Origin of the sequence: Lentzea cavernae, from assembly GCF_014653695.1 — a bacterium.
Taxonomy (GTDB): Bacteria; Actinomycetota; Actinomycetes; order Mycobacteriales; family Pseudonocardiaceae; genus Lentzea; species Lentzea cavernae.
The window spans coordinates 617,486-637,746 of record NZ_BNAR01000005.1; the positions used below are offsets into that span (position 1 = coordinate 617,486).

The window sequence follows — 20,261 nt, forward strand, 5'->3', positions numbered from 1 at the left end:
GCACCAGATCGTGGCGCGCGGGGCGGGGTCAGCTCATCGGTCCGGGGGCCGCGATCATCCTGGCCGATGGTCGGACGCGCGCGTAGTACTTCCGGCTGACCGCCGGACCCGCCTGGTCTCGTAGGCCCAGATGGCGACCTCGACCCGGTTCCTCGCCCCGATCTTGGCCATCAGGCTCGCGATGTGCGACTTCACGGTGCTGAGCGTGATGTGGAGCTCCTGTGCGACCTCGCTGTTGGTGCGCCCGCCGGCCACAGCGGCGAGGACCTGCTCCTCCCGTTCGGTGAGCGGGTCGACCGGCTGTTGTGCGGGGCCCGCCGGGCCGATGTCGGCGAACGCGTCCAGCAGCCGGGCGGTGACGCTGGGCGCGATCAGGGCGTCACCGGCCGCTGCGGCGTGGACCGCCTGGGCGAGCAGCGCGGGGCCGGCGTCCTTGAGCAGGAACCCCTTGGCGCCCGCGCGCAACGCCGCGTAGACGTACTCGTCGAGGTCGAACGTGGTGATCACGACGACCGCGAGCGGCTCGGTGACACCGGGCCCGGCCAGCAGCCGGGTGGCCTCGATGCCGTCGATCCCGGGCATCCGGATGTCGAACAGGCACACGTCCGGCCTCAGCCGCCGGGCCAGCTCCACGGCCTGCCGCCCGTCGGGGGCCTCCCCGACGACCTCGATGCCCGGCTGGACGTCGAGGATCATCGACAGGCCGGTGCGGACGATCTCCTGGTCGTCGGCGACGACCACCCGGACGCTCATCGCGCGGCACCGTTCAGCGGCAGCACGGCGGTCACGGTCCAGCCCCGCGCGTCCGGGCCTGCCTCACAGGTGCCGCCGAGCAAGGTCGCGCGCTCCTTCATGCCGATGAGCCCGTGCCCCTGCGGGGCGCGGGTGCCGCCGGTCTCCCCGTCGTCGCTGACCCGCAGGTGCGCCGACCTCTCGCCCACGGTGACCCGCACCTCGATGCGGGTGGCGTGCCGCGCGTGCCTGCGGGCGTTGGTGACCGACTCCTGGCTGAGCCGGTAGAGGGCGGTCCCCACCGACTGGGGCAGGTCGCCCGCGGCACCGTCGATCAGCACGTCCACCTCCGGACCGGGCCTGCCCGCGCTCGCGAGCAGCGCGATGTCCGCGACCGTCGGGCTGGGAGCCCGGTCCGCGGAGTCGTCCTGCCGCAACGCCCGCACCATCGTGCGCATCTCGGCGAGCGCCCGCGAGGCCTCCGACTCGATCAGCTCCAGCGCCTCGGTGGCCGCCTCCGGCCGGTGCGCCGCCGTCGCGAGCCCGGCCTGGGCCCGGATCGCCATCGCCGACACGTGGTGGGCCACCGTGTCGTGCAGGTCTCTCGCCAGCCGCTCGCGTTCGAGCGACTTGACCTGCTCGAGCTCCCGCGCCCGAGCCCGCCCCCGGTACCGCACCGCGGCACCGATCGCACAGGCCGTCCCCAGCACGGCGCAGCCGGCCACCGCGTCGCCGGGGTCGACGTACCCGAGTGCCGCGGACGAGCCGACCTTGCCGAGCACGACCGCCAGCCCGATCGCCCACTCCCGCCCCGACCCCCACCGGAACAGGGAGAACGGGAACAACACCATGAACACCAGCACGGTGAGGTCAGGCTCGCCCCCGAACACCAGCGAGGCCACCGCCGCGATCCCGAACGCGCACACGACCGCGAGCAACGGCCTGCTCCGGCGCACCAGCAGCAGCGGCGCCAGCACCGCGACGAGGACGAGCGAGCCGGCCCGCCAGCTCAGGTCCGGTCGCAGCGCCGTTTCGAGCACGGCGCCCACCAGCAGGACGGCGACCAGCGCCCAGTCCCACCACAGCCGGGCCGCCGCACGCACCGGCCGCGGCTCGTCCCACACCGACCGCACAAGGGCGAACACCGCGTCATCGTACGAGAGCGTGCACCGGCGGCGGCCGGATCAGCCCAACGCCCGCCTCGCATAGGCACGCACGTCCGCGTCGGTGTCGTCCGTGGCCCGCTTGAGCGCCAGCGCCACGGACGGGTCGTCCGCCCAACGCGCCAGCGCGCGCACCGCCGCCTTCCTGACGTCCAGGTTCGGATCGCGCGCCAGCCCGGTCACGAGGCCGGGATCGGTGAGCGCCTTCGCGACGCCCACCCGCACCTCCCACGCGGGATCGCCGAGCAGCTCGGCCGCCAGGCCGCTCAACGGTGCCGGGCGCCCGACCCGTTCGGCGGCTTCGAGCGCGGCGGCGCGGACCAGCGGGTCGGGGTCGGCGGTCAGGGCGACGAGGACGGACACGTCCGTGATCCCCTTCGCCACCTGCACCCGCAGTTCCCGGGACGGGTCGTTCGCCGCGGTGGCCAGAAGCCCGTCCTCCCGCAGGGCCACGAGACCGCGCACGGCCGCCTGCCGGACCTCCAGGTCGTCGTCGGTCAGGCCGGCCGCGTAGATCGGCGCGGTGCCCAGCTTCAACGCCCACAGCACTTCCAGCGCGATCGCCCGCGCGGGCGAGAGCTCCAGCACCTCCCGCAGCTCCTCCGAGGCCGGCACGACCTCGACCAGCTCGCGCAGGCCCGCCGCGGCGACGGCACGGGTCTCGACGTCCGCCATGGCCCTGACCAGAGCGAACTCGAATCCCCGCGGCACGGCCTCGGTCAGCGCCGACACCGCCGCCCGGCGCACCACGGGATCCGGATCGGTGAGGTAGGGCTCCAGGTCCGCGAGCGCCGGCTGCGAGTCGGCCAGCGCCACCACCTCCAGCACCCGTGCCGACTCGACCACGGCCTCGTCGTCGGCCACCTGCGCGACCTCGGACGCCACGTTCACCGACCGCACGCCGAGGAACTCCTCCACGCCGGTGCGGTGCGGCACGCCTTCGACCGGCACGAGGTAGGGCGCGACCGGGCGTTTGATGAACTCCATCGCGCCGTCGGCGTTCTTGCGCAGGTTGAGGTGGTGGAACCAGCGCTCGTCGTCGCGTTCGGGCAGGTCGACGCGCGAGTGGTAGAGGCCCCACCGCGACTCGTCGCGCATCAGCGACGACGCGGCCGCCATCTCGGCGCAGTCGCGGATGAACGAGACCTCGACGCAGCGCATCAGTTCGTGCGGGGACCGGGCACCCATCGCCGCGATCTCGGCCTCCATCCTGCTGAACGCCTCCAGCGCCAGGGACAGCTTCGTCTCGCTCTTGGGCGGCGCCACGTAGTCGTTGACGAACCGGCGCAGCTTGTACTCGACCTGCGGCTGCGGCGGGCCGTCGGGCTGCCGCGAGTGCCGGTAGATCAGCTCGTGCGCCTCGGCGACCTGGTCGGCCGGGAGTGCCGCCGGCCGTTCGAAGTGCGCGGAGGCGTGCGCTCCGGCGAGGTCGCCGAACACGAACGCGCCGATCATGTAGTTGTGCGGCACGCAGGCGAGGTCTCCGGCCGCGTACAGGCCGGGCACGGTGGTGCGGCCGTTCTCGTCGACCCACACCCCGGACGCGGAGTGACCTCCGCACAGGCCGATCTCCGAGATGTGCATCTCGATGTCGTGCGTGCGGTAGTCGTGCCCGCGTCCACTGTGGAACGTTCCGCGCGAGGGCCGTTCCGTGGAGTGCAGGATGCCTTCCAGGGCCGAGATCGACTCCTCGGGCAGGTGTGTGGTCTTGAGGTAGATCGGGCCCCGGTCGGAGGCGATCTCGGCGGCGACCTCGGCCATCATCTGCCCAGACCAGTAGTCGCAGTCGACGAACCGCTCCCCCAGCGAGTTGACCTGGTAGGCGCCGAACGGGTTGCCGACGTAGGCGCACGCGGGCCCGTTGTAGTCCTTGATCAGCGGGTTGATCTGGAAGCACTCGATGCCCGACAGCTCGGCGCCCGCGTGGTAGGCCATCGAGTAGCCGTCCCCCGCGTTCGTCGGGTTCTCGTACGTGCCGTAGAGATACCCCGAGGCGGGCAGGCCGAGACGCCCGGAGGCACCGGTCGCGAGGATCACCGCGCCCGCCGAGACCGTCACGAACTCGCCGGTCCTGGTGTGGAAGCCCGCCGCGCCGACCGCACGGCCGTCCTGCACCAGCACGCGGACGGGCATCACGCGGTTCTCGATGCGCAGCCGTTCCCGCAGGCGCCGTTCGCGCATGACGCGGTACAGGACCTTCTTGACGTCCTTGCCTTCCGGCATCGGCAGGACGTAGCTGCCCGACCGGTGCACCTGGCGGACGTGGTACTCGCCGAACGAGTCCTTCTCGAACTTCACGCCGTAGCGTTCGAGGCGCTGCACCATGTCGAAGCCGCGGGTCGCGGTCTGCATGACGGTCTTCTGGTTCACGATCCCGTCGTTGGCGCGGGTGATCTCCGCGACGTAGTCCTCGGGCTTCGCCTTGCCCGGGATGACGGCGTTGTTCACGCCGTCCATGCCCATCGCGAGCGCGCCGGAGTGCCGTACGTGGGCCTTTTCCAGCAGCAGCACGTCACGGCCCGCCTCGGCGGCGGTGATGGCGGCCATCGAGCCGGCCGTGCCGCCGCCGATCACCAGGACGTCGCAGGACAGTTCGATGGTCATGCCTTCACCGCCGCGAGGATCGCGTCCCGCCGGCGTTCGACCTCGCCCGTGCCGAGGACGACCACGCGATCGCCCAGCAGCACGGCCTCGTCGACGTCGTGCGTGACGAACAGAGTGGTGGTGCCGTCGAGCACCTCGGTCACCAGGTCCTGCATCGACGCGCGGGTCTGCGCGTCGAGAGCGCCGAACGGCTCGTCCATCAACACGACGGACGGCTGCTGCGCCAACGTCCTGGCGAGCTGGACCCGTTGGCGCATGCCGCCGGACAGCTCGCGCGGCAGGTAGTCCTCGAACCCCGTCAGACCGACCCGGCCCAGCCACTCCAGCGCCCGCGCCCGGCGTTGGGTGCGCGGAACCCCCTGCAGCGCAAGGGGAAGTTCGACGTTGCGCACCGCCGTGCGCCAAGGCAGCAATCCGTCGTCCTGGAAGACGAGCGCGCGGTCCCGGGACGGCCCGCGCACCGCCTGACCGGCCACGGTGATCGACCCGGCGAACGGGACGAGCCCGGCGACCGCGCGCAGCAGGGTGGACTTGCCGCAGCCGGAAGGCCCTGCCACCACGACGAACTCGCCGGGGCCGACGTCGAGGGAGAAGTCGGACAGCACGGTGGAGCGGCCGTAGCCGACGGTCAGCGAACGGACGTGCAGGCTCATCTCAGTGCCTCCCGGGGCAACCACCGGGTGACCCGGCGACCGAGCAGTTCGACCGCGGCGGACGTGAGGTAGCCGAGCCCTCCGATCGTGACCATGCCGACGATCACGCCGGGGTAGTCGACGACGGTGTAGGCCTGCCAGGTGCGGTACCCGACGCCGAACTGGCCGGAGATCATCTCGGCCGAGATCACGCAGATCCACGCCACGCCCATGCCCACCGACAGCCCGCCGAAGACACCGGGCAGCGTGCCCGGCAGCACGACGCGGAACAGCACCTGCCGGGTGCTCGCGCCCATCGTCCGCACCGCGTCCTCCCAGATCGTCGGCAGCGCGCGCACGGCGTGCCGAGTGGACACCAGGATCGGGAAGAACGCCGCGACGAACGTGATGAAGACGATGCCCTGCTCGTCGGTCGGGAACAGCAGGATCGCGATCGGCACCAGCGCGATCGCCGGGATCGGCCGCACCACCTCGAGCGGCGGCCGCAGCAGGTCGCCCAGCCACCGCGACCGGGCGATCACCACCCCGAGCGCCACTCCCAGCACCGCGGCCAGCAGGAACCCCGCCATGATCCGCCCGAGGCTCGCGCCCAGGTCGTGGTAGAACTCGGCCACGCCGATCTGCACCGCGAACCGCTCGACGACCTCGACGACCGTCGGCAGCTGGTCGAACCGCAGCCAGGCCCGCGTGTCGGAGGCCGTCAGGAGCTGCCACAGCACCAGGACGACGGCCAGCGACCCGATCCGCAACACCCAGCGCATCACCGCTCCACCGAGTCGAGGGCCTGCTGGAACGTCAGCACCGCACCGCGTTTCGCCGCGGCCGCCTCCGTCGTGAACGGCAGCAGGTCGGCGCCGGACCGCACCCAGTGCGCCTGCTCGGCGAACCACCGCGTGCCCGTCTCCGCATCGGGTACGTACGCGACCCGCAGCTTCTTCCCGCTGTCGCGCACGAGCTTCAGCAACGCGGCCGGTGACGCCACCGGCTCCGGCGCGGCTCCGTCGAACCACACCTCGCTCGCCGTCTTCGGGTCACCGCCCAGCGACGCGGGGTTCGTCAGGTCCTCGGTCGGCTCCAGCACGTCGCGCAACGGCTTGTCGTCGATGAACCGGTCCACGTCGAGCTCGTCGATGTTGCCGATCGACTTCAGGAACGGCACGTCGTCCTTCAAGGCCTTGCGCAACACGCTCTTCAGCGACAGGTCGAAGGTCGCGATGCCGTTCGGCCCGTTGTAGAGGTACACGACCTCGACCGGCAGGCCGGTGGCCTTCGCGACGATCTCCGCGGCCTGCAGGGGTTGCGCGTGCAGGAACTTCGTCGCGTCGAGCTGGGCCCGCAGGAACTCCCGCAGCACCTCGGGCTGCTGCTGGGCGAACGGGTTGCGCACGACCGTGCCGTGCAGCGTCGGCAGGTTCAGCGCCGCGCCGTCGTAGAGCAGCTTGGCCTGCTTGGCGAACACCAGCTGCCCCGGCCACGCCACGAACTGCGCCAGCGCGGAGACGTTGCCCGACTGCAGCGCCGAGGCACCCACCGACGGTTGCTGGTTCTCCACCGTCACCTTGGTGTCCCCGAGCGCACGCACCAGCGTGCCGTGCCCGGCCGAGCCCACGCTCGCGGACACCTTCTGCCCGTTGAGGTCCGCCAGCGTCCTGGCCCGCGAACTCGGCGGCACCACGACCATGTTCAGCGCACCGCGGGCGTTGTACCCGGTGACCGCGACCATCCGGGTGCCCTGGTCGCCCTGCTTCTGGGTGCGCGACCCGTTGATCAGCAGGGGGTAGTCGCCCATGGACCCGATGTCGATCTTGCCGGCGATCATCTGGGCGGTGATCGGCGCACCGGTGTCGTAGTCCTGCCACGTCACCTTGTACGCCTTGCCGGTCTTCTTGCCGAGCTCGGCGAGCCGTTGCTCGAAGAAGCCCTTGTCCCGCAGCAACGTTCCCGCGGTAACGGTGTTGATGGTCTTCGACTGGTACCCGACGACCACGGGTACCTCGTCGCCGGACGCGGCCTCGCCCGTACCGCAGGCGGCGACCAGGAGAACTGACGCGAGCAAGGCGCGCTTCATCGTTTTTCCCTTCACCGCAGCAGGTAGGGCATGTTGATGGTCACGGCGCCCGTGGGGCAGCGAGCGGCGCACGGTCCGCAGTACCAGCACTCGTCGACGTGCATGTGGGCCTTGCCGGTCTCCGGGTTGATCGACAGCGAGTCGAGCGGGCACATGTCAACGCACAGCCGGCAGCCGTCGATGCATTTGGACTCGTTGATGGTGACCGGTACGTCGGCACGGTTGTTGACCAGAGCCATGACTCAACTCCAGGAAATGTGGTGGGAGATATGAGGTTTTGCTAACGACAGATTTCAGCGCGCATGGTCAGTCGGTCGCCGCGCATGCGGATGAACTCGAGGTCGACCGGCCGGCCGTCCGCGAAGTGGCTGAGCCGTTCCACGACCATCAGCGCCGACCCGCGCGGCACCTCCAGCACGGTCGCCGAGTGCAGGTCGGCGTTCACCGCCTCGAGCGTCACCGCCGCGGTGCCGAGCCGTTGCCCGGAGGTCTGCTCGATCAGCGAGAAGATGTCGCGGTTGACGAGGTCTTCCTCGAGCAACCGCTCCCCGACGTCCAGGGCGAGGTAGGTCAGGTCGAGCGACAACGGCAGTCCGTTGAGCCGCCGCAACCGTTCCACGTAGACCACTGCGGAGTCGAGCGGGAGCCGGAGTCGTTGTGCCACCGACGAAGGCGCGCGGATGACGCTGGCCGCACGCACGTCGTTGGTGACTTCTCCCTGTTCGTGCAGGGTTTCCGCAAGGCCCATCAACTGGTTCAGCCCGTGCTCGACCTTGTCCGCCATGACCACCGTGCCGACGCCGGGCACGCGCTCGACGAGCCCCTCCTCGCGCAGGAGGTCCAGCGCCTCGCGAATGCTGTTGCGGGACACCGAGAACTCGGCGGCGAGGAACCGTTCGTCGGGCAGGACACCGTCCGGAAAGGCACGGCGCACCACCTGCTGGCGGATGACGTCGGCGGCCTGACGCGCCCGGTCGGCGCGCAACCGCCGCGCTGGTCGCGGGCTGCTGCTCATGGCCCACAGCATGGACGGCACGAGACGATCAGTTTGTTACGCCTGTGTTACGCCGCCTGGTCAGCGCGGCGAGCAGGCAAAAGACTCCCGCTACGCCAGTCCATCATGTGGAACCGCGGAAAACGGGCTGATACCTCGGAATACGAGGTATAGCACGGAGTCCACCTCCCTGACGAGACCGGCGTCAGTCGCGTTCGCTGACCGCGGCGCCCGCGCGGAGCTCGCGGATCAGCTCCCGCACGGCGAGGGAGTACCTGGCGGCACCGGTGGTCACGTGGACGAGCCTGCGCGTCGGGCGGCCGGGACCGAGGTCGACGACGGTGACGCCCGGCGGCGGGGTGAGCACGGTCAGCCGCGGCAGGATCGCGATGCCGATGCCCTGCGCCACCATGGACAGCACGACGCTGTCGTCGGTCACGTCCAGCCTGCGCGGCGGCAGCCAGTCCTGGGTGCGCCACCAGCGCCGGGTGTAGGAGGAGCAGTTCTCCGGCCAGTCGAGCAGCGGCAGGCCGCGCGGGTCGGGGTGGTTCGCGGGGTGCACGAGCAGGTAGGGCTCGGTGAACAGGTCACCGTGCCGCAGGCCGGGGAGCTCCGCGTTGTCGTCGAGGGTGGCGATCGCGAGATCCGCGCGGCCGTCCGCCACCTCACCCGCCGTGCCGCGCCCCAGTTCCGGCACGACGAGCACCTGCGGGCGGAGGCCGGGAAAGCGGGTGGTGAGCCGGTCGAGCACGGGTGGCAGCAGGTGTGCCGCGGCGGTGCGGAAGGCCGCGACGCGCACCGTTCCGGTGACCGAACCCGACGCCGCTCCCCGCGCCTCGACGCGCAGCAGTTCCAGCTGGCGCAGGATCTGCCGGGCGTGCACGAGTGCCCGTTCCCCGGCCGGGGTCGGCGTGGCGCCGCGGCGTCCGCGGTCGAACAGCACCGCTCCGACCCGGCGTTCGGACTCCCGGACGGCGTGCGACACCGCGGACTGCGAGAGCCCGACCTCCCGGCCGGCCGCGGTGAAGCTCCCGGTGTTCTCGACGGCGATCAGCAGGCGCAGCTCAGACGGACTCAGGTCCACGACTCCACTATCCATGAACGCCGCTCATGGAACGGCCCGATCGATCAACTGCGCGATCTGCTCCCACACCACGGGATTCCTTACGTTCCCGGCATGAGCACTTTCCTCTCCGTCCGCCAGGTACGCCGGCCCGAAGGCGCACCCAGCGCGGACGACTTCACCGTCGTCACCGAAGACCTGCCCGCCCTCACCGACGGGCAGGTCCTGGTCGAGAACGTCTACCTGTCCGTCGACCCCTACATGCGGCAGCTGATGGACAACGGCGAGGCGGGCCGGGAGGGCAGGGCGATCGGACGGGTCGTCGACTCGCGATCAGCGCTGCACCCGGAGGGGACGACGGTGTTCCACCGCGCCGGGTGGGCCACGCACGCCGTGGTCGCCGCCGCGGAACTCCGGTCCGTGCACCAGGCCGAGGGCGTGCCGTTGAGCGCCTACCTCGGCGTGCTGGGCGGGACGGGGCTGACCGCGTTCGTCGGCCTGACCAGGATCGCCCGGCTGCAACCCGGCGAGGACCTCTTCATCTCCGCCGCCGCGGGAGGCGTGGGCAGCGCGGCGGGCCAGATCGCGCGGCTGCTGGGCGCCGGGCGCGTCATCGGCAGCGCGGGATCCGCCGCCAAGGTCGCGCACCTGCTGGAGATCGGCTTCGACGCGGCCTTCGACCACCGCGCCGCACCGGTCGGCGAGCAGCTCGCGAAGGCGGCACCGGACGGCATCGACGTCTACCTCGACAACGTCGGCGGCGACCACCTCGCCGCCGCCATCGACGCGCTGCGCCCGCACGGCCGGGTCGCCTGGTCGGGGGCGATCGCCCAGTACAGCTCCGCTCCCCCGGCGGCGCCGCACAACCTGGCCGACGTCATGTTCAAGGCGTTGCGCGTCGAGGGCTACCTGGTCCGCGAGCACCTCGACGTGCGGGAGAGGTTCGAGCGCTTCCTGGTGCCGCACGTCCAGAGCGGTGCGGTGGTGGTGGACGAGACGGTCGTCGACGGGTTCGGCAACCTCGTCAAGGCGTTCCTGGGCGTGTTGAGCGGCGCCAACACCGGGAAGATGCTGGTGCGCTTGCAGGACTAGGCCTCGAACGCCCGGATCACGAGCGCGGCGAAGCGCCGGGACGCGGCGACGCGCGTGGCCGGAGACGCGGCGTGGATGCCCCCGTTGGCCATGAGCACCAGGACCAGGTCGTCCAGCACGAAGTCCTGGCGCAACCGGCCCGACTTCTTCGCCTCACCGGCCAGCTTCGCGACCAGGGCGAGCGTGCGCTCACGGCGGGCCGTGAAGTCCACCGCGTGCGGGAAGCTCGTCGTGAACGCCGCGGTGAAGCCGCGATCGCGGGCGTGCAGCTCGCAGATCCTCTCGATGACCGAGCAGAAGCCGCGCCACGGGTCGGGGTCGGCGAGCCCTTCGTCCACAACGGTCTCGCACGCCGCCATCTGCGCGGCGAACGCCTCGGTGGCCAGGAGCTCCTTCGTCGGGAAGTGCCGGTAGAGGGTCGCGGGCCCGATGCCGGCGCGGCGGGCGATCTCGCGCATCGGGGCGGTCAGGCCCTCGGTGGCGAAGACCTCCCTGGCCACGTCCAGGATGTGCTCGCGGTTGTACCGGGCGTCGGAACGCGTGGGGTGAGTCAAACGGCCGGTCATGCTCTCACTTTAGCGAAACGGACGGGGGCGTCCGTTAGCTTCGGGCGTCATGAGAGCTGTCGCGGTGCAGGAGTTCGGCGGGCCGGAGGGGATGGCGGTCGTCGCGCTGCCGGCGCCCGTCGCGGCCCGGTCCCAGGTTCTGGTCGACGTCGAGGCGATCGGGGTCGGTGGCGTCGACGCGGTGATCCGGCGTGGTGATCTGGCCGCGTACGGGTTCCGGGAGGGGCACGTCCTCGGCGGGGAGGTCGCCGGTGTCGTGGCGGCGGTCGGCGACGGCGTGGACCCGGCGTGGATCGGCCGGCGCGTCTGGGCGCCGACCGGGACGGGGGGCGGGTACGCGGAGCGGGCGGTGGCGTCGGCGGACGAGGTCGTGCCGCTTCCCGGCCGGTTGTCCGCCGTGGACGCCGTGGCTCTGGGAAGTGCCGGTGTAGTGGCGCACTTCGGCCTCGCGCACGCCCGGTTCGCCGCCGGGGAGTCCGTGCTGGTGCGGGGCGCGGCGGGCAGCCTCGGGATCATGACCGTCCAGCTCGCGGCACGGAGCGGTGCGGGCGTGGTGGCCGTCACGACGTCGTCGGCCGCACGCGGCGAACGACTGCGCGCACTCGGCGCGACCCACGTGCTGAACCGCGCGGGTGAGGGCTCTCCCGCGGGCTTCGACGTGATCATCGACGTCGTGGCCGGTCCGGACGTGCCGTCGTTCTTCGACGTGCTCAACCCGAACGGGCGCCTCGTCGTGGTCGGCGCCGTCGGCGGCCAGCCACCGGCGGATTTCGGTGCCCGGGTCATGGTGTTGTTCCAGAAGTCGTTGTCGTTCAGCACGTTCAGCGCCAACACCGTGCCGAACGACGACAAGCGGGCGGTGAGGACCGCTCAGTTCGCCGAAGCCGCTCGCGGTGACCTGACGGCGGTGGTGCACGAGGTGTTGCCCCTCGCGCAGGCCGCGTCCGCCCACCGCAGGATGGAGGCGGGTGAGGTGTTCGGCCGGGTCGTGCTGACCCCGTGACGGATCGTGGCACCACAGGTCCCACGATGTGGTCGGGCTTGTCTCCGCGGCACCGTGCGACGAGTGTTCTCCCTGCGGGAAAAGGATACCCGTCTGTCCACACGGGAGAGTCATGACCAGGTACGTGATCATCGGCGGAGGGGCCGTCGGTGCCACCCTCGCCGCCGAGCTGCACCGCGCCGACCGGCAGGTGGTCCTCGTCGCCAGGGGCGCGAACCTCGAGGCGCTGCGCGAGCGCGGGCTGCGGTACGTGACCCCGCGGGGCACCGAGGTGGTCCACCTGCCGGTGGCGGGCGGGCCGGACGAGGTCGAGCTGCACCACGACGACGTCCTCGTGCTGGCGACGAAGTCCCAGGACACCGAGGAAGTGGTGCGGACCTGGGCGTGGCGTCCGGTCGGCGGCAGCACGGCCGCCGCGGCACTTCCGGTGGTGGTGCTGCAGAACGGGCTGGAGAACGAGCGGATCGCCCTGCGGCGGTTCGAGACCGTGTTCGGGGCCGTGGTCTGGGTGCCGACGAGCCACCTCGAACCCGGTGAGGTCGTCTCCCCCGCCGAGCCCGCGGTGGGCGCGCTGTGGCTCGGCGCCTACCCGAGCGGGATCCACCCGAGGCTCAGCCCCATCGCCGCCGACCTCACCGCCGCGCGGTTCCACGTCGAGGTGGTCGGGGACGTCCAGCGCTGGAAGGCGGCGAAGCTCGTCTCCAACACCGCCAACGGCCTCGGCGCCCTCTACGCGCCGAGCTCCCTGCGCGACGCCGCCGCGCGGATCACCCGCCAGGAGGCCGAACTGGTCCTCGGGGTCGGCGGCATCACGCCCGGTCAGGTGACCGAGGCCGTGGTGATCCACGACATCCCCGGTCACGGCAGGCAGGGCGGTTCGACCTGGCAGAGCCTGCACCGCGGCGGTGCCCCGGAGACCGACTACCTCAACGGCGAGATCGTGTTGCAGGCCAGGCTGTCCGGCCGCACCGCGCCCTACAACGCCGCGCTCGCCGAACGAGTGCAACGCGCCGTCGCCGACGGGGCGACGCCGGGCGGTCTCGGCGACGCCGACCTCCTCGCGACCCTGCCGGACCTCACCCGCCGCACCGTGCTCGTCGAGCCCGCCGAGCTGAACGACCTGCTCCAGCACGAGAGCGCGCCGCTCGTGCTCGACGTCCGCTGGGCGCTGGGCGACCCGGCCGGGCACGACCACTACCGGGCGGGGCACGTTCCCGGCGCGGTCTACGTGGACCTCGACACCGAACTGGCGGCACCGCCCGGTGGCACGGCCGGGCGGCACCCGCTGCCCGACGTCGCCGACCTCCAGGCCGCCGCCCGCCGGTGGGGCGTCACGGCATCGCGCCCGGTGGTCGTGTACGACGACAACGGCGGCACCTCCGCCGCACGTGCCTGGTGGCTGCTGCGCTGGGCCGGTCTCTCCGACGTGCGCATCCTCGACGGCGCCCTCAAGGCGTGGCAGGCCAAGGGCTTCGCGCTGGCCACGGGCGACGAGAGCGCCGAACCGGGTGACGTCGACCTGTCCGCCGGTCACCTGCCGACGCTCACGGCCGACGAGGCCGCCACGCTCGCCGACAAGGGAGTCCTGCTGGACGCCCGTGCCGCCGACCGGTTCCGCGGCGACGTCGAACCGGTCGACCCGCGCGCCGGACACATCCCGGGCGCCCGGTCCGCGCCGACCGCGGCCAACCTGCGCGACGGCGCCTTCCTGCCCACCGAGGAGCTGCGGGCGAGGTTCGCGGGCCTGGAGCACGAGGACGTCGGCGTGTACTGCGGTTCCGGTGTGACGGCCGCGCACGAGATCGCCGCGCTCGCCGTGGCGGGCGTGGACGCCGCCCTGTACCCCGGGTCGTGGTCCGCCTGGTCGAACGATCCGGACAGGCCCGTCGCGTTCGGGGAATGACCCGTCAGGCCGACGGCGTCCACCCCAGGGCGGACGCCGCGGTCGTGGCGAGGTCCGTGAGCAGGCGGACGTCGTCGGCCAGGCTGAACGCGGGCGGCAGGAACAGCACGACCTCGTCCGCCGCCCGCAGGCCGGGATCGGCGAGCACCGCCTCCGCGACGTCGTCGGGCGAGCCGTGGAAGACGGGGCTGATGCGCATGCCGGCGGGGAGGTCGGCGGTGATCACCGGTTCCAGCGCGCCGCGCGGCCGTGACGCGGCCATGCCCTCGGTGCGGCGCTGGAGGTCGTAGGCGGCGTACTTCTCCCCCAGGTCGGCGGTCGGCGCGGGCAGGATCGACGCCGCGACGGCCACCGGCGGCGGCGGTGTGCCGTGCTTGTCCCGCCACGTCGTGCGGTACGCCTCGATGATCCGCGCCTGGTACTCGCCGAACGTCTCCCCCTCGGCCAGGTCGTGCAGCACGGTCCCGGTGATCAACCCGATGCCGAGTTCCGCCGCCCTCACCGCCGATCCGAGGCTCGCCGCTCCCTGCCGCACGCGGGACAGCAGCCCTGGGCTGTGGGGCGTCACCCTCAGCTCGGTGCCCACCGGGGCGCCCTGGCCCGGACCGTCCACCACGTGCAGCGGAGAGCCGCCCACCGCCGTCAGGAACCGTTCCTGACGGCGCTGCGCCTCGGTGCGCGCATCCGTCTCAACGGTTCCGAAGACGGCGTCGAAAGCGGCGTTGGCTCCCGTGGCGACGGCCAGTTCGAGACGGCGGCCGACCAGGAGGTCGGTGGTTCCGGCGGCCTCGGCGAGCAGGATCGGGTCCTGGTAGCGCATCGGCAGGACGGCGGTGCCCAGACGGATGCGGTGCGTGTGCTGGCCGACGGCCGCGAGGAACGGCAGCGGCGAGGACAGGTAGTGGTCGAAGTGCCGCTGGTAGACCCAGCCGGACTGGTAGCCCAGCGCCTCCGCGGCGCGGAACAGGGCGATGCCGCCCCGCAGGCCGTGCTCCGGCCCGTTGTCGTCGTCGAACGAGACGCGCGTGTTGAAGCCGAGGCGGGCGAGGGTCATCGAAGTCCTTTCACACCAGCGGGAACCGACTCCACGAGTGCGCGCGTGTAGGGCTCGCGCGGTGAGTCGAACACCGTCTTCACCGGGCCGCTCTCGACGATCCGGCCCCGGTGCATCACGGAGACCGTGTGCGCGAGCTGCCGGACCAGGGCGAGGTCGTGCGACACGAACACGTAGGTCAGGCCGAGTTCCGCCTGCAACGACAGCAGCACCTCGACGATGCCGGCCTGCACGGTGACGTCGAGCGCCGAGGTCGGTTCGTCGAGCACGATCACGTCCGGCCGCAGCACGAGCGACCGGGCGATCGCGACCCGTTGCCGCTGGCCGCCCGACAACGCCGACGGCCTGCGGGACACCAGGTCGGGGCTCAGCCCGACGGCGTCCAGCGCCTCGCGCACCCGGCCGGCGCGTTCGGCGCGCGTCCCGACCCGGTACCGGTCGAGCGACTCGCCCACCAGCCTGCCGACCGTCCACGTGGGATCGAGCGAGGTGAACGGGTTCTGGTACACCAGCTGCAGGTGCCGGCGGACGGCGCGGAGGTCGCGGTGCGTCCGCCCGGTGACCTCCTCGCCGGCGACGGTGATGCTGCCGCTGTCCGGCGCCTCCAGCCCGAGCAGCAGGCGGATCGTCGTCGTCTTGCCGGAACCGGACTCCCCGACCAGCGCGTGGGTCTCCCCCGCCCCGACCGCGAGGGACACGTCGTCCACGGCTTTGAGGTCGCCGAACGACTTGGTCACGCCACTGACGCGGATCTTCGCCTCGGACTCGTCCGGCACGGTGCGCAGATGCTCGTAGCGGTCGGGGTTGAGCGCGGGGACGTCCGCGTGCAGGCGCTCGGCGTAGGCCGACGCGGGCGCGGTGAACACCGCCGCCGTGTCCCCGGACTCCTGGACCACGCCGTCCTTGAGCACGACGAGCGAGTCGGCCCGTTCGGCGGCGATGGCGAGGTCGTGGGTGATCAGGAGCAGGCTGATGTCCAGGTCCTGGCGCAGCTGGGAGAGCAGGTCGAGGATGCGCTTCTGGATGGTGACGTCGAGCGCGGAGGTCGGTTCGTCGGCGACGATCAGCCGCGGCCGCGGCAGCACGGTCAGTCCGATGAGGACTCTTTGCAGCATCCCGCCGGAGAGCTGGTGCGGGTAGGAGCCGAAGACCCGGCGCGGGTCGTCCAGCCCGACCTGGGCGAACGCGTCGAGCACCCGTTCCCTGCTCGGCTCCCCCGCCAGGGCAGCGGCCTCCAGCGCCTGGGAGCCGACCGTGCGCACCGGGTTGAGCGCGTGGCTCGGGTCCTGCGGCACGAACCCGATGGACCGGCCGCGCAACGGCCGGAACCGCTTCTCCGGCAACGACAGCACGTCCTGGCCCGCGAAGTCGACCACGCCCTCCGCCCTGCCCGACCGGGGCAGCAGGCGCAGCACCGAGCGGGCGATCGTGGACTTGCCCGACCCCGACTCACCGATCAGGGCGAGGCTCTCCCCGCGCCGCAGGGAGAAGCTGACGTCGGACACGACCTGGTGCGGGCCGTAGGACACGGAGAGTCCGGTCACGTTCAGCACGGTGGCCGTCGTGACGCGGTCGAGGGTCAGTCGGTCTTGCGGAGCCATCGGCTGATCCTGTTCACGGAGAGGACTGTCGTGATCATGACGAGTGCCGGCGCGTAGACCAGCCACGGGGACAGCGGGTAGTCCTTGCCGACCGAGATCAGCAGCCCCCAGTCCGACGCGGGCGGCGGGTCGCCGTAGCCGAGGAACGCGAGCCCGGCGATGAGCAGGATCGAGTAGCCGAACTGCAGCACCGCGAGCGACAGCAGCGACCGCGAGGCGTTGGGCAGCACGTGGCGCACGAGGATGTGCCACTGCGCCCCGCCGTGCAGGTAGGCGGCCTCGACGAACACGGCGCGGCGGGTCTTGAGCACCTCCGACCGCATGACCCTGGCGAAGATGCCCACCGCGGACACACCGGTGGCGATGGCGGCGTTGGTCGTCTCGAACCCGAGCGCGCTGACCACGATCACCGCCAGCAGGAACTCCGGGATCGCCAGCAGCACGTCCACGAGCCGTGCCAGCACGGTGTCCGTCCAGCCGCCCACGAACCCCGCGACCAGTCCGATCAGGCCGCCGACCACCACCGCGATGCTCACGGCCAGGAGCGCGCTGCTCACCGACGACGCGGTGCCGTGCACGACCCGTGCGAAGAGGTCGCGGCCGAGGTGGTCGGTGCCGAACAGGTGAGCGGCGCTCGGTGCGGCGAACTTGTCCGCCGGGACGCCGGCGGCGGGGTTCTGGGAGGCGAACAGGCCGGGCAGGAACGACCACAGCAGCACCAGGCCGATGACGCCGAGAGACAGCGCGGCTGTGAAGGGGACGCGGGGGCGAAGGCCGGGACGGGAGCGGAACCAGGACCGAAATCGGGACTGGGAGTGGGGCTGGGGCTGGAAGTGGGGCTGCGGCTGGAGCTGGGGCTGGAGCTGGGGCTGGAGCTGGGAGTGGGGCTGGGAGTGGGGCTGGGAGTGGGGCTGCGGCTGCGGCTGGGCCTGGGGCTGGGGCTGGGAGTGGGGCTGGGGCTGGGGCTGGAGCTGGGAGTGGGGCTGGGGCTGGGAGTGGGGCTGGGGCTGGGGCTGGGGCTGGGGCTGGGGCTGGATGAGCGTCATGCCGTCACCTCCTTCCTGTCACCGGGCGGCCTGCCACCGGGCGGCCTGCCACCGGGCGGCCTGCCACCGGGCTTCCTGTCGTCGGACCTCCCGTCCCCGAACCGCACCCGCGGGTCGAGCAACGGGTAGACCAGGTCCGCCACCAGGTTCACCACGACGAAGATCACCGCGGCCAGCGCCACGACCGCCTGCAGCACCGGCAGGTCCTGCGTGGTGACGGACCGCTCGACCAGACTGCCGATCCCGGTCCGCCCGAAGATCTTCTCGGTGATCACCGCGCCGCCGAGCAGCTCGCCGACGGTCAGCGCGATCACCGTCACGACCGGTAGCGACGACGGTTTGAGCAGGTGCCGCAGGAACAACCGGGTCTGGCCGAGCCCGCGCGACCGCGCCACGGCCGCGTACTCCTGGTCCGCCTCGTGGTCGAGGTTCGCGATCAGCACCTCGGCGACCCGTGCCGACACCGGGATGCCCAGGGCGATGGCCGCGAACAGCGTCGCGAGCCCGCCCTCGGCGTCGATCACCCGGAACGCGCCCAGCTGGAACGCGAACACGTTGATCAGCAGCAGGCCGATCACGTAGTTCGGCACCGAGAGGAACAACGACGGGAACGCGCGCAGCACGCCCTGGCCGTAGCGGCGGGGCAGGTAGCGGGTGCCGAACCCGATGGCGAACGCCAGCACCAGCGCGACCGCCAGTGCCGACAGCGCCAGGACGATCGTGGACGGCAGGACCTCGCCGATCAGGTCCGACACCGGCCGTCCCGACCGCAGCGAGACGCCCAGCTCCCCGGTCACGAAGCGGGACAACGACTCCCACAGCTGCACGTACACCGGCCGGTCCAGGCCGTAGTACGCGACGATGGAGGTGATCTCCTCCTCGGTGAACCCGTTCTGCGGGTTGCGCAGGGTGTTCGTCACCGGGTCGCCGGGCAGCACGCTGATCACGATGAACGTGAACACGTACGCCAGCAGGATCACCACCAGTGCCTGCAGCACGCGCCGCAGCGCGTAGATCTTGTAGCCGCGGCTCATGACGTCAGCGAGGCGGTGTAGTAGTTGGCGTACGCGATGCCGTTGTACGTGACTCCGGTCAGCTTCGGCGACTGCAGGTAGATGCGCTGCACGATCTGCGTCAGCGGCACGAAGTAGCCCTGCTGCAACACGTACCCCTGCAGCTCGTCGAGGATCTTGGCCCGCGCCTCGACGCTCTCCGACCGGGCGACGCCGGTCGCGAGCTCGACCAGCTTCGGGTCGCTCTGCCCGACGCCGAACCAGTTCTCGCCCTTGTTGGCGTCGGTGAGGATCCCGGCGACGGTGCCCGCGTCGATGAAGCTGCGGGTGATCTCGTAGGTGGCGACGCTCGGGCTGTTGAGCTTGACGCGCTCGCCGTAGGTAACGACGTCGAACGACTGGATGCCGACCTTGAAGCCGAGCTTGCCGAGCTGCTGCGCGACTAGTTCGTCGATCGCCTTGGACGCGGCCAGGTACGGGTTGGAGTAGAGCGTCAGCGAGAGCTGCTTGCCGTCCTTGACGCGCACGCCGTCGGCGCCCTTGGCCCAGCCGGCCTCGTCGAGCAGCTTCGCGGACTTGGCCGCGTCGAAGGCGAAGTCGGCGCTGCGGTCGGTGGCACCCGGGACGTTGCTCTGGAACAACGACTTCGCGGGCAGCCAGTCCTCGGTGTAGACGGTCGAGATGATCTCGGCGCGGTCGATGCCGTGCTGCAACGCCTGGCGCACCTTGACGTCGTCGAACGGCGCTACCTTGGTGTTCACCGCGAACCCGTTGACGAACCCGAGGTAGCGCGGGGTCGCCGTGGTGAAGCCCTGGTCCTTGAACGACTTGAGTTCCTGCGGCGACGGGTTGTACGCCACGTCCGCCTGCCCGGACTGGACGGCGGAGGTGCGCACGGACGGTTCGGCGACGAGTTTGTAGGTGATCGAGTCGAGCGTGGCCGCTCCCTGCTTGCCCAGCGCGGCGGGCGCCCAGTTGTAGTCCTCGCGCTTCTTCAGCACGACGCTGTCGCCCTCCTTCCAGGAGGCGACGACGAACGGTCCGCTGCCGATGTCGTTGGAGAGGTCGGCCTGCTGGGCGGCGGGCAGCGCGATGGTCTTGGGAGAGATCAGGATCGAACCGTGGTAGCCCAGCGTCGGGACGAACCCGAGCGTCGGCGCCTTGAAGAACACCTTCACGGTCTGGGCGTCGACGGCCTGCGCGCGGTCGTAGGTCTTGGGGAACAGGCCGATCGGGTTGATGCCCCGCGCCGGGTCGCCCTTCGACCAGATGTCGAGGTTCGCGACGACGGCCGCCGCGTCGACCGGGGTCTTGTCGGAGAACGTCACGCCGGTCTTGAGGTGCAGGGTGAACTCGGTCGCGGAGTCGTTCTGCTCCCACTTCTCCGCGATCCACGGACTGACCTTGCCGTTCTCGTCGACGTGGACGAGCTTGTCGGTGACGTGGCCCCAGATGTGGCCCTGGAAGCTCGAAATGGCGCTGTTGTTGGGAATCCAGGTGTCGCCGAGCGAGTCGATCAGGAAGGTGATGTCACCGCCCTGTTTCGCCTGGCCTCCGCTGGTGGCCGCGCCGGCCCCGCACGCGGTGAGGGCCAGCACGGTGACGAAGCCGACGATGGTCCGGAACGCGTGAAGGGGTTTCATGCGAAAACCGTAGGAGCGCGCACGTCAAGGGGTCCAAGACGAAATGGGGATCGGTTCCCATCA

Annotated in this window: 18 protein-coding genes; 3 read left to right on the plus strand and 15 right to left on the minus strand. The window is 71.5% G+C overall.

The features are described 5' to 3' along the window. Nucleotides 1-54: 54 nt before the first annotated feature. The 9 genes from IE307_RS20080 to IE307_RS20120 all read right to left on the minus strand — a co-directional run bounded on the left by IE307_RS20080 (nucleotide 55) and on the right by IE307_RS20120 (nucleotide 9,298). Nucleotides 55-753 (minus strand): response regulator, encoded by a 699-nt coding sequence (locus tag IE307_RS20080; protein WP_191299649.1) that lies wholly within the window; start codon nucleotides 751-753, stop codon nucleotides 55-57. After that, complete coding sequence (locus IE307_RS20085; RefSeq protein WP_191299652.1) at nucleotides 750-1,877, minus strand: sensor histidine kinase; 1,128 nt, start codon at nucleotides 1,875-1,877, stop codon at nucleotides 750-752. Before IE307_RS20085 ends, IE307_RS20080 begins: the two co-directional genes overlap by 4 nt. A gap of 39 nt (nucleotides 1,878-1,916) precedes the next feature. After that, nucleotides 1,917-4,499, minus strand: coding sequence for a fumarate reductase/succinate dehydrogenase flavoprotein subunit (locus IE307_RS20090; RefSeq protein ID WP_191299654.1), 2,583 nt, complete (start codon nucleotides 4,497-4,499; stop codon nucleotides 1,917-1,919). Then, nucleotides 4,496-5,152, minus strand: a complete 657-nt coding sequence (locus IE307_RS20095; protein ID WP_191299656.1) for an ABC transporter ATP-binding protein — start codon at nucleotides 5,150-5,152, stop codon at nucleotides 4,496-4,498. Before IE307_RS20095 ends, IE307_RS20090 begins: the two co-directional genes overlap by 4 nt. After that, entirely contained in the window at nucleotides 5,149-5,913 is a 765-nt protein-coding gene (locus tag IE307_RS20100) for an ABC transporter permease (protein ID WP_191299658.1), read from the minus strand. The genes IE307_RS20095 and IE307_RS20100 overlap by 4 nt, the downstream gene beginning before the upstream one ends. Continuing rightward, the gene (locus IE307_RS20105; RefSeq protein ID WP_191299660.1) at nucleotides 5,913-7,220 is read right to left on the minus strand and encodes an ABC transporter substrate-binding protein; all 1,308 of its coding nucleotides are present in this window, start codon (nucleotides 7,218-7,220) and stop codon (nucleotides 5,913-5,915) included. Before IE307_RS20105 ends, IE307_RS20100 begins: the two co-directional genes overlap by 1 nt. An 11-nt stretch (nucleotides 7,221-7,231) precedes the next feature. Beyond that, nucleotides 7,232-7,459 carry a 4Fe-4S dicluster domain-containing protein gene (locus IE307_RS20110; RefSeq protein ID WP_191299662.1) on the minus strand — a complete coding sequence of 76 codons (228 nt, stop codon included), beginning with the start codon at nucleotides 7,457-7,459 and terminating at the stop codon, nucleotides 7,232-7,234. A 41-nt stretch (nucleotides 7,460-7,500) separates the two neighbouring features. Then, on the minus strand, nucleotides 7,501-8,235 hold the full coding sequence (locus IE307_RS20115) for a GntR family transcriptional regulator (protein WP_229904896.1): 735 nt from the start codon (nucleotides 8,233-8,235) through the stop codon (nucleotides 7,501-7,503). A gap of 184 nt (nucleotides 8,236-8,419) precedes the next feature. Beyond that, a complete protein-coding gene (locus IE307_RS20120) occupies nucleotides 8,420-9,298 on the minus strand; it encodes a LysR family transcriptional regulator (protein ID WP_229904897.1) in 879 nt (292 codons plus the stop codon). A gap of 93 nt (nucleotides 9,299-9,391) precedes the next feature. Between IE307_RS20120 and IE307_RS20125 the strand changes: the two genes are divergently transcribed. Further along, a complete protein-coding gene (locus IE307_RS20125) occupies nucleotides 9,392-10,369 on the plus strand; it encodes an NADP-dependent oxidoreductase (protein WP_191299668.1) in 978 nt (325 codons plus the stop codon). Here IE307_RS20125 and IE307_RS20130 read toward each other — a convergent pair. After that, the gene (locus IE307_RS20130) at nucleotides 10,366-10,935 is read right to left on the minus strand and encodes a TetR/AcrR family transcriptional regulator (protein WP_191299670.1); all 570 of its coding nucleotides are present in this window, start codon (nucleotides 10,933-10,935) and stop codon (nucleotides 10,366-10,368) included. The genes IE307_RS20125 and IE307_RS20130 overlap by 4 nt on opposite strands. Before the next feature lie 49 nt (nucleotides 10,936-10,984). Between IE307_RS20130 and IE307_RS20135 the strand changes: the two genes are divergently transcribed. Beyond that, nucleotides 10,985-11,938: a zinc-binding dehydrogenase gene (locus tag IE307_RS20135; protein ID WP_191299672.1), complete on the plus strand. Its 954-nt coding sequence runs from the start codon at nucleotides 10,985-10,987 to the stop codon at nucleotides 11,936-11,938. A 112-nt stretch (nucleotides 11,939-12,050) separates the two neighbouring features. Next, nucleotides 12,051-13,841, plus strand: coding sequence for a rhodanese-like domain-containing protein (locus IE307_RS20140; protein WP_191299674.1), 1,791 nt, complete (start codon nucleotides 12,051-12,053; stop codon nucleotides 13,839-13,841). A 4-nt stretch (nucleotides 13,842-13,845) separates the two neighbouring features. On the opposite strand, the gene IE307_RS20145 is transcribed toward IE307_RS20140, so the two are convergent. Genes IE307_RS20145 through IE307_RS20165 form a run of 5 tightly spaced genes read right to left on the minus strand, consistent with a single transcriptional unit; the run spans nucleotide 13,846 to nucleotide 20,198 of the window. After that, nucleotides 13,846-14,895: an LLM class flavin-dependent oxidoreductase gene (locus tag IE307_RS20145; RefSeq protein ID WP_191299676.1), complete on the minus strand. Its 1,050-nt coding sequence runs from the start codon at nucleotides 14,893-14,895 to the stop codon at nucleotides 13,846-13,848. Beyond that, entirely contained in the window at nucleotides 14,892-16,496 is a 1,605-nt protein-coding gene (locus IE307_RS20150) for a dipeptide ABC transporter ATP-binding protein (RefSeq protein WP_191299678.1), read from the minus strand. Before IE307_RS20150 ends, IE307_RS20145 begins: the two co-directional genes overlap by 4 nt. Next, complete coding sequence (locus tag IE307_RS20155) at nucleotides 16,475-17,542, minus strand: ABC transporter permease (RefSeq protein ID WP_229904898.1); 1,068 nt, start codon at nucleotides 17,540-17,542, stop codon at nucleotides 16,475-16,477. Before IE307_RS20155 ends, IE307_RS20150 begins: the two co-directional genes overlap by 22 nt. Continuing rightward, nucleotides 17,539-18,576, minus strand: coding sequence for an ABC transporter permease (locus IE307_RS20160; RefSeq protein ID WP_191299680.1), 1,038 nt, complete (start codon nucleotides 18,574-18,576; stop codon nucleotides 17,539-17,541). Before IE307_RS20160 ends, IE307_RS20155 begins: the two co-directional genes overlap by 4 nt. Continuing rightward, complete coding sequence (locus IE307_RS20165; protein WP_191299682.1) at nucleotides 18,573-20,198, minus strand: ABC transporter substrate-binding protein; 1,626 nt, start codon at nucleotides 20,196-20,198, stop codon at nucleotides 18,573-18,575. Before IE307_RS20165 ends, IE307_RS20160 begins: the two co-directional genes overlap by 4 nt. Nucleotides 20,199-20,261: the final 63 nt, after the last annotated feature.

What these genes read in the sequence shown, in the direction of transcription:
- IE307_RS20140 (WP_191299674.1), top strand. Translation starts at nt 12,051, where the DNA reads ATGACCAGGTACGTGATCATCGGCGGAGGGGCCGTCGGTGCCACCCTC.
- IE307_RS20135 (WP_191299672.1), top strand. Translation starts at nt 10,985, where the DNA reads ATGAGAGCTGTCGCGGTGCAGGAGTTCGGCGGGCCGGAGGGGATGGCG.
- IE307_RS20105 (WP_191299660.1), bottom strand. Translation starts at nt 7,220, where the DNA reads ATGAAGCGCGCCTTGCTCGCGTCAGTTCTCCTGGTCGCCGCCTGCGGT.
- IE307_RS20115 (WP_229904896.1), bottom strand. Translation starts at nt 8,235, where the DNA reads ATGAGCAGCAGCCCGCGACCAGCGCGGCGGTTGCGCGCCGACCGGGCG.
- IE307_RS20080 (WP_191299649.1), bottom strand. Translation starts at nt 753, where the DNA reads ATGAGCGTCCGGGTGGTCGTCGCCGACGACCAGGAGATCGTCCGCACC.
- IE307_RS20160 (WP_191299680.1), bottom strand. Translation starts at nt 18,576, where the DNA reads ATGAGCCGCGGCTACAAGATCTACGCGCTGCGGCGCGTGCTGCAGGCA.
- IE307_RS20150 (WP_191299678.1), bottom strand. Translation starts at nt 16,496, where the DNA reads ATGGCTCCGCAAGACCGACTGACCCTCGACCGCGTCACGACGGCCACC.
- IE307_RS20155 (WP_229904898.1), bottom strand. Translation starts at nt 17,542, where the DNA reads ATGACGCTCATCCAGCCCCAGCCCCAGCCCCAGCCCCAGCCCCAGCCC.
- IE307_RS20145 (WP_191299676.1), bottom strand. Translation starts at nt 14,895, where the DNA reads ATGACCCTCGCCCGCCTCGGCTTCAACACGCGCGTCTCGTTCGACGAC.
- IE307_RS20110 (WP_191299662.1), bottom strand. Translation starts at nt 7,459, where the DNA reads ATGGCTCTGGTCAACAACCGTGCCGACGTACCGGTCACCATCAACGAG.
- IE307_RS20130 (WP_191299670.1), bottom strand. Translation starts at nt 10,935, where the DNA reads ATGACCGGCCGTTTGACTCACCCCACGCGTTCCGACGCCCGGTACAAC.
- IE307_RS20095 (WP_191299656.1), bottom strand. Translation starts at nt 5,152, where the DNA reads ATGAGCCTGCACGTCCGTTCGCTGACCGTCGGCTACGGCCGCTCCACC.
- IE307_RS20165 (WP_191299682.1), bottom strand. Translation starts at nt 20,198, where the DNA reads ATGAAACCCCTTCACGCGTTCCGGACCATCGTCGGCTTCGTCACCGTG.
- IE307_RS20090 (WP_191299654.1), bottom strand. Translation starts at nt 4,499, where the DNA reads ATGACCATCGAACTGTCCTGCGACGTCCTGGTGATCGGCGGCGGCACG.
- IE307_RS20125 (WP_191299668.1), top strand. Translation starts at nt 9,392, where the DNA reads ATGAGCACTTTCCTCTCCGTCCGCCAGGTACGCCGGCCCGAAGGCGCA.
- IE307_RS20100 (WP_191299658.1), bottom strand. Translation starts at nt 5,913, where the DNA reads ATGCGCTGGGTGTTGCGGATCGGGTCGCTGGCCGTCGTCCTGGTGCTG.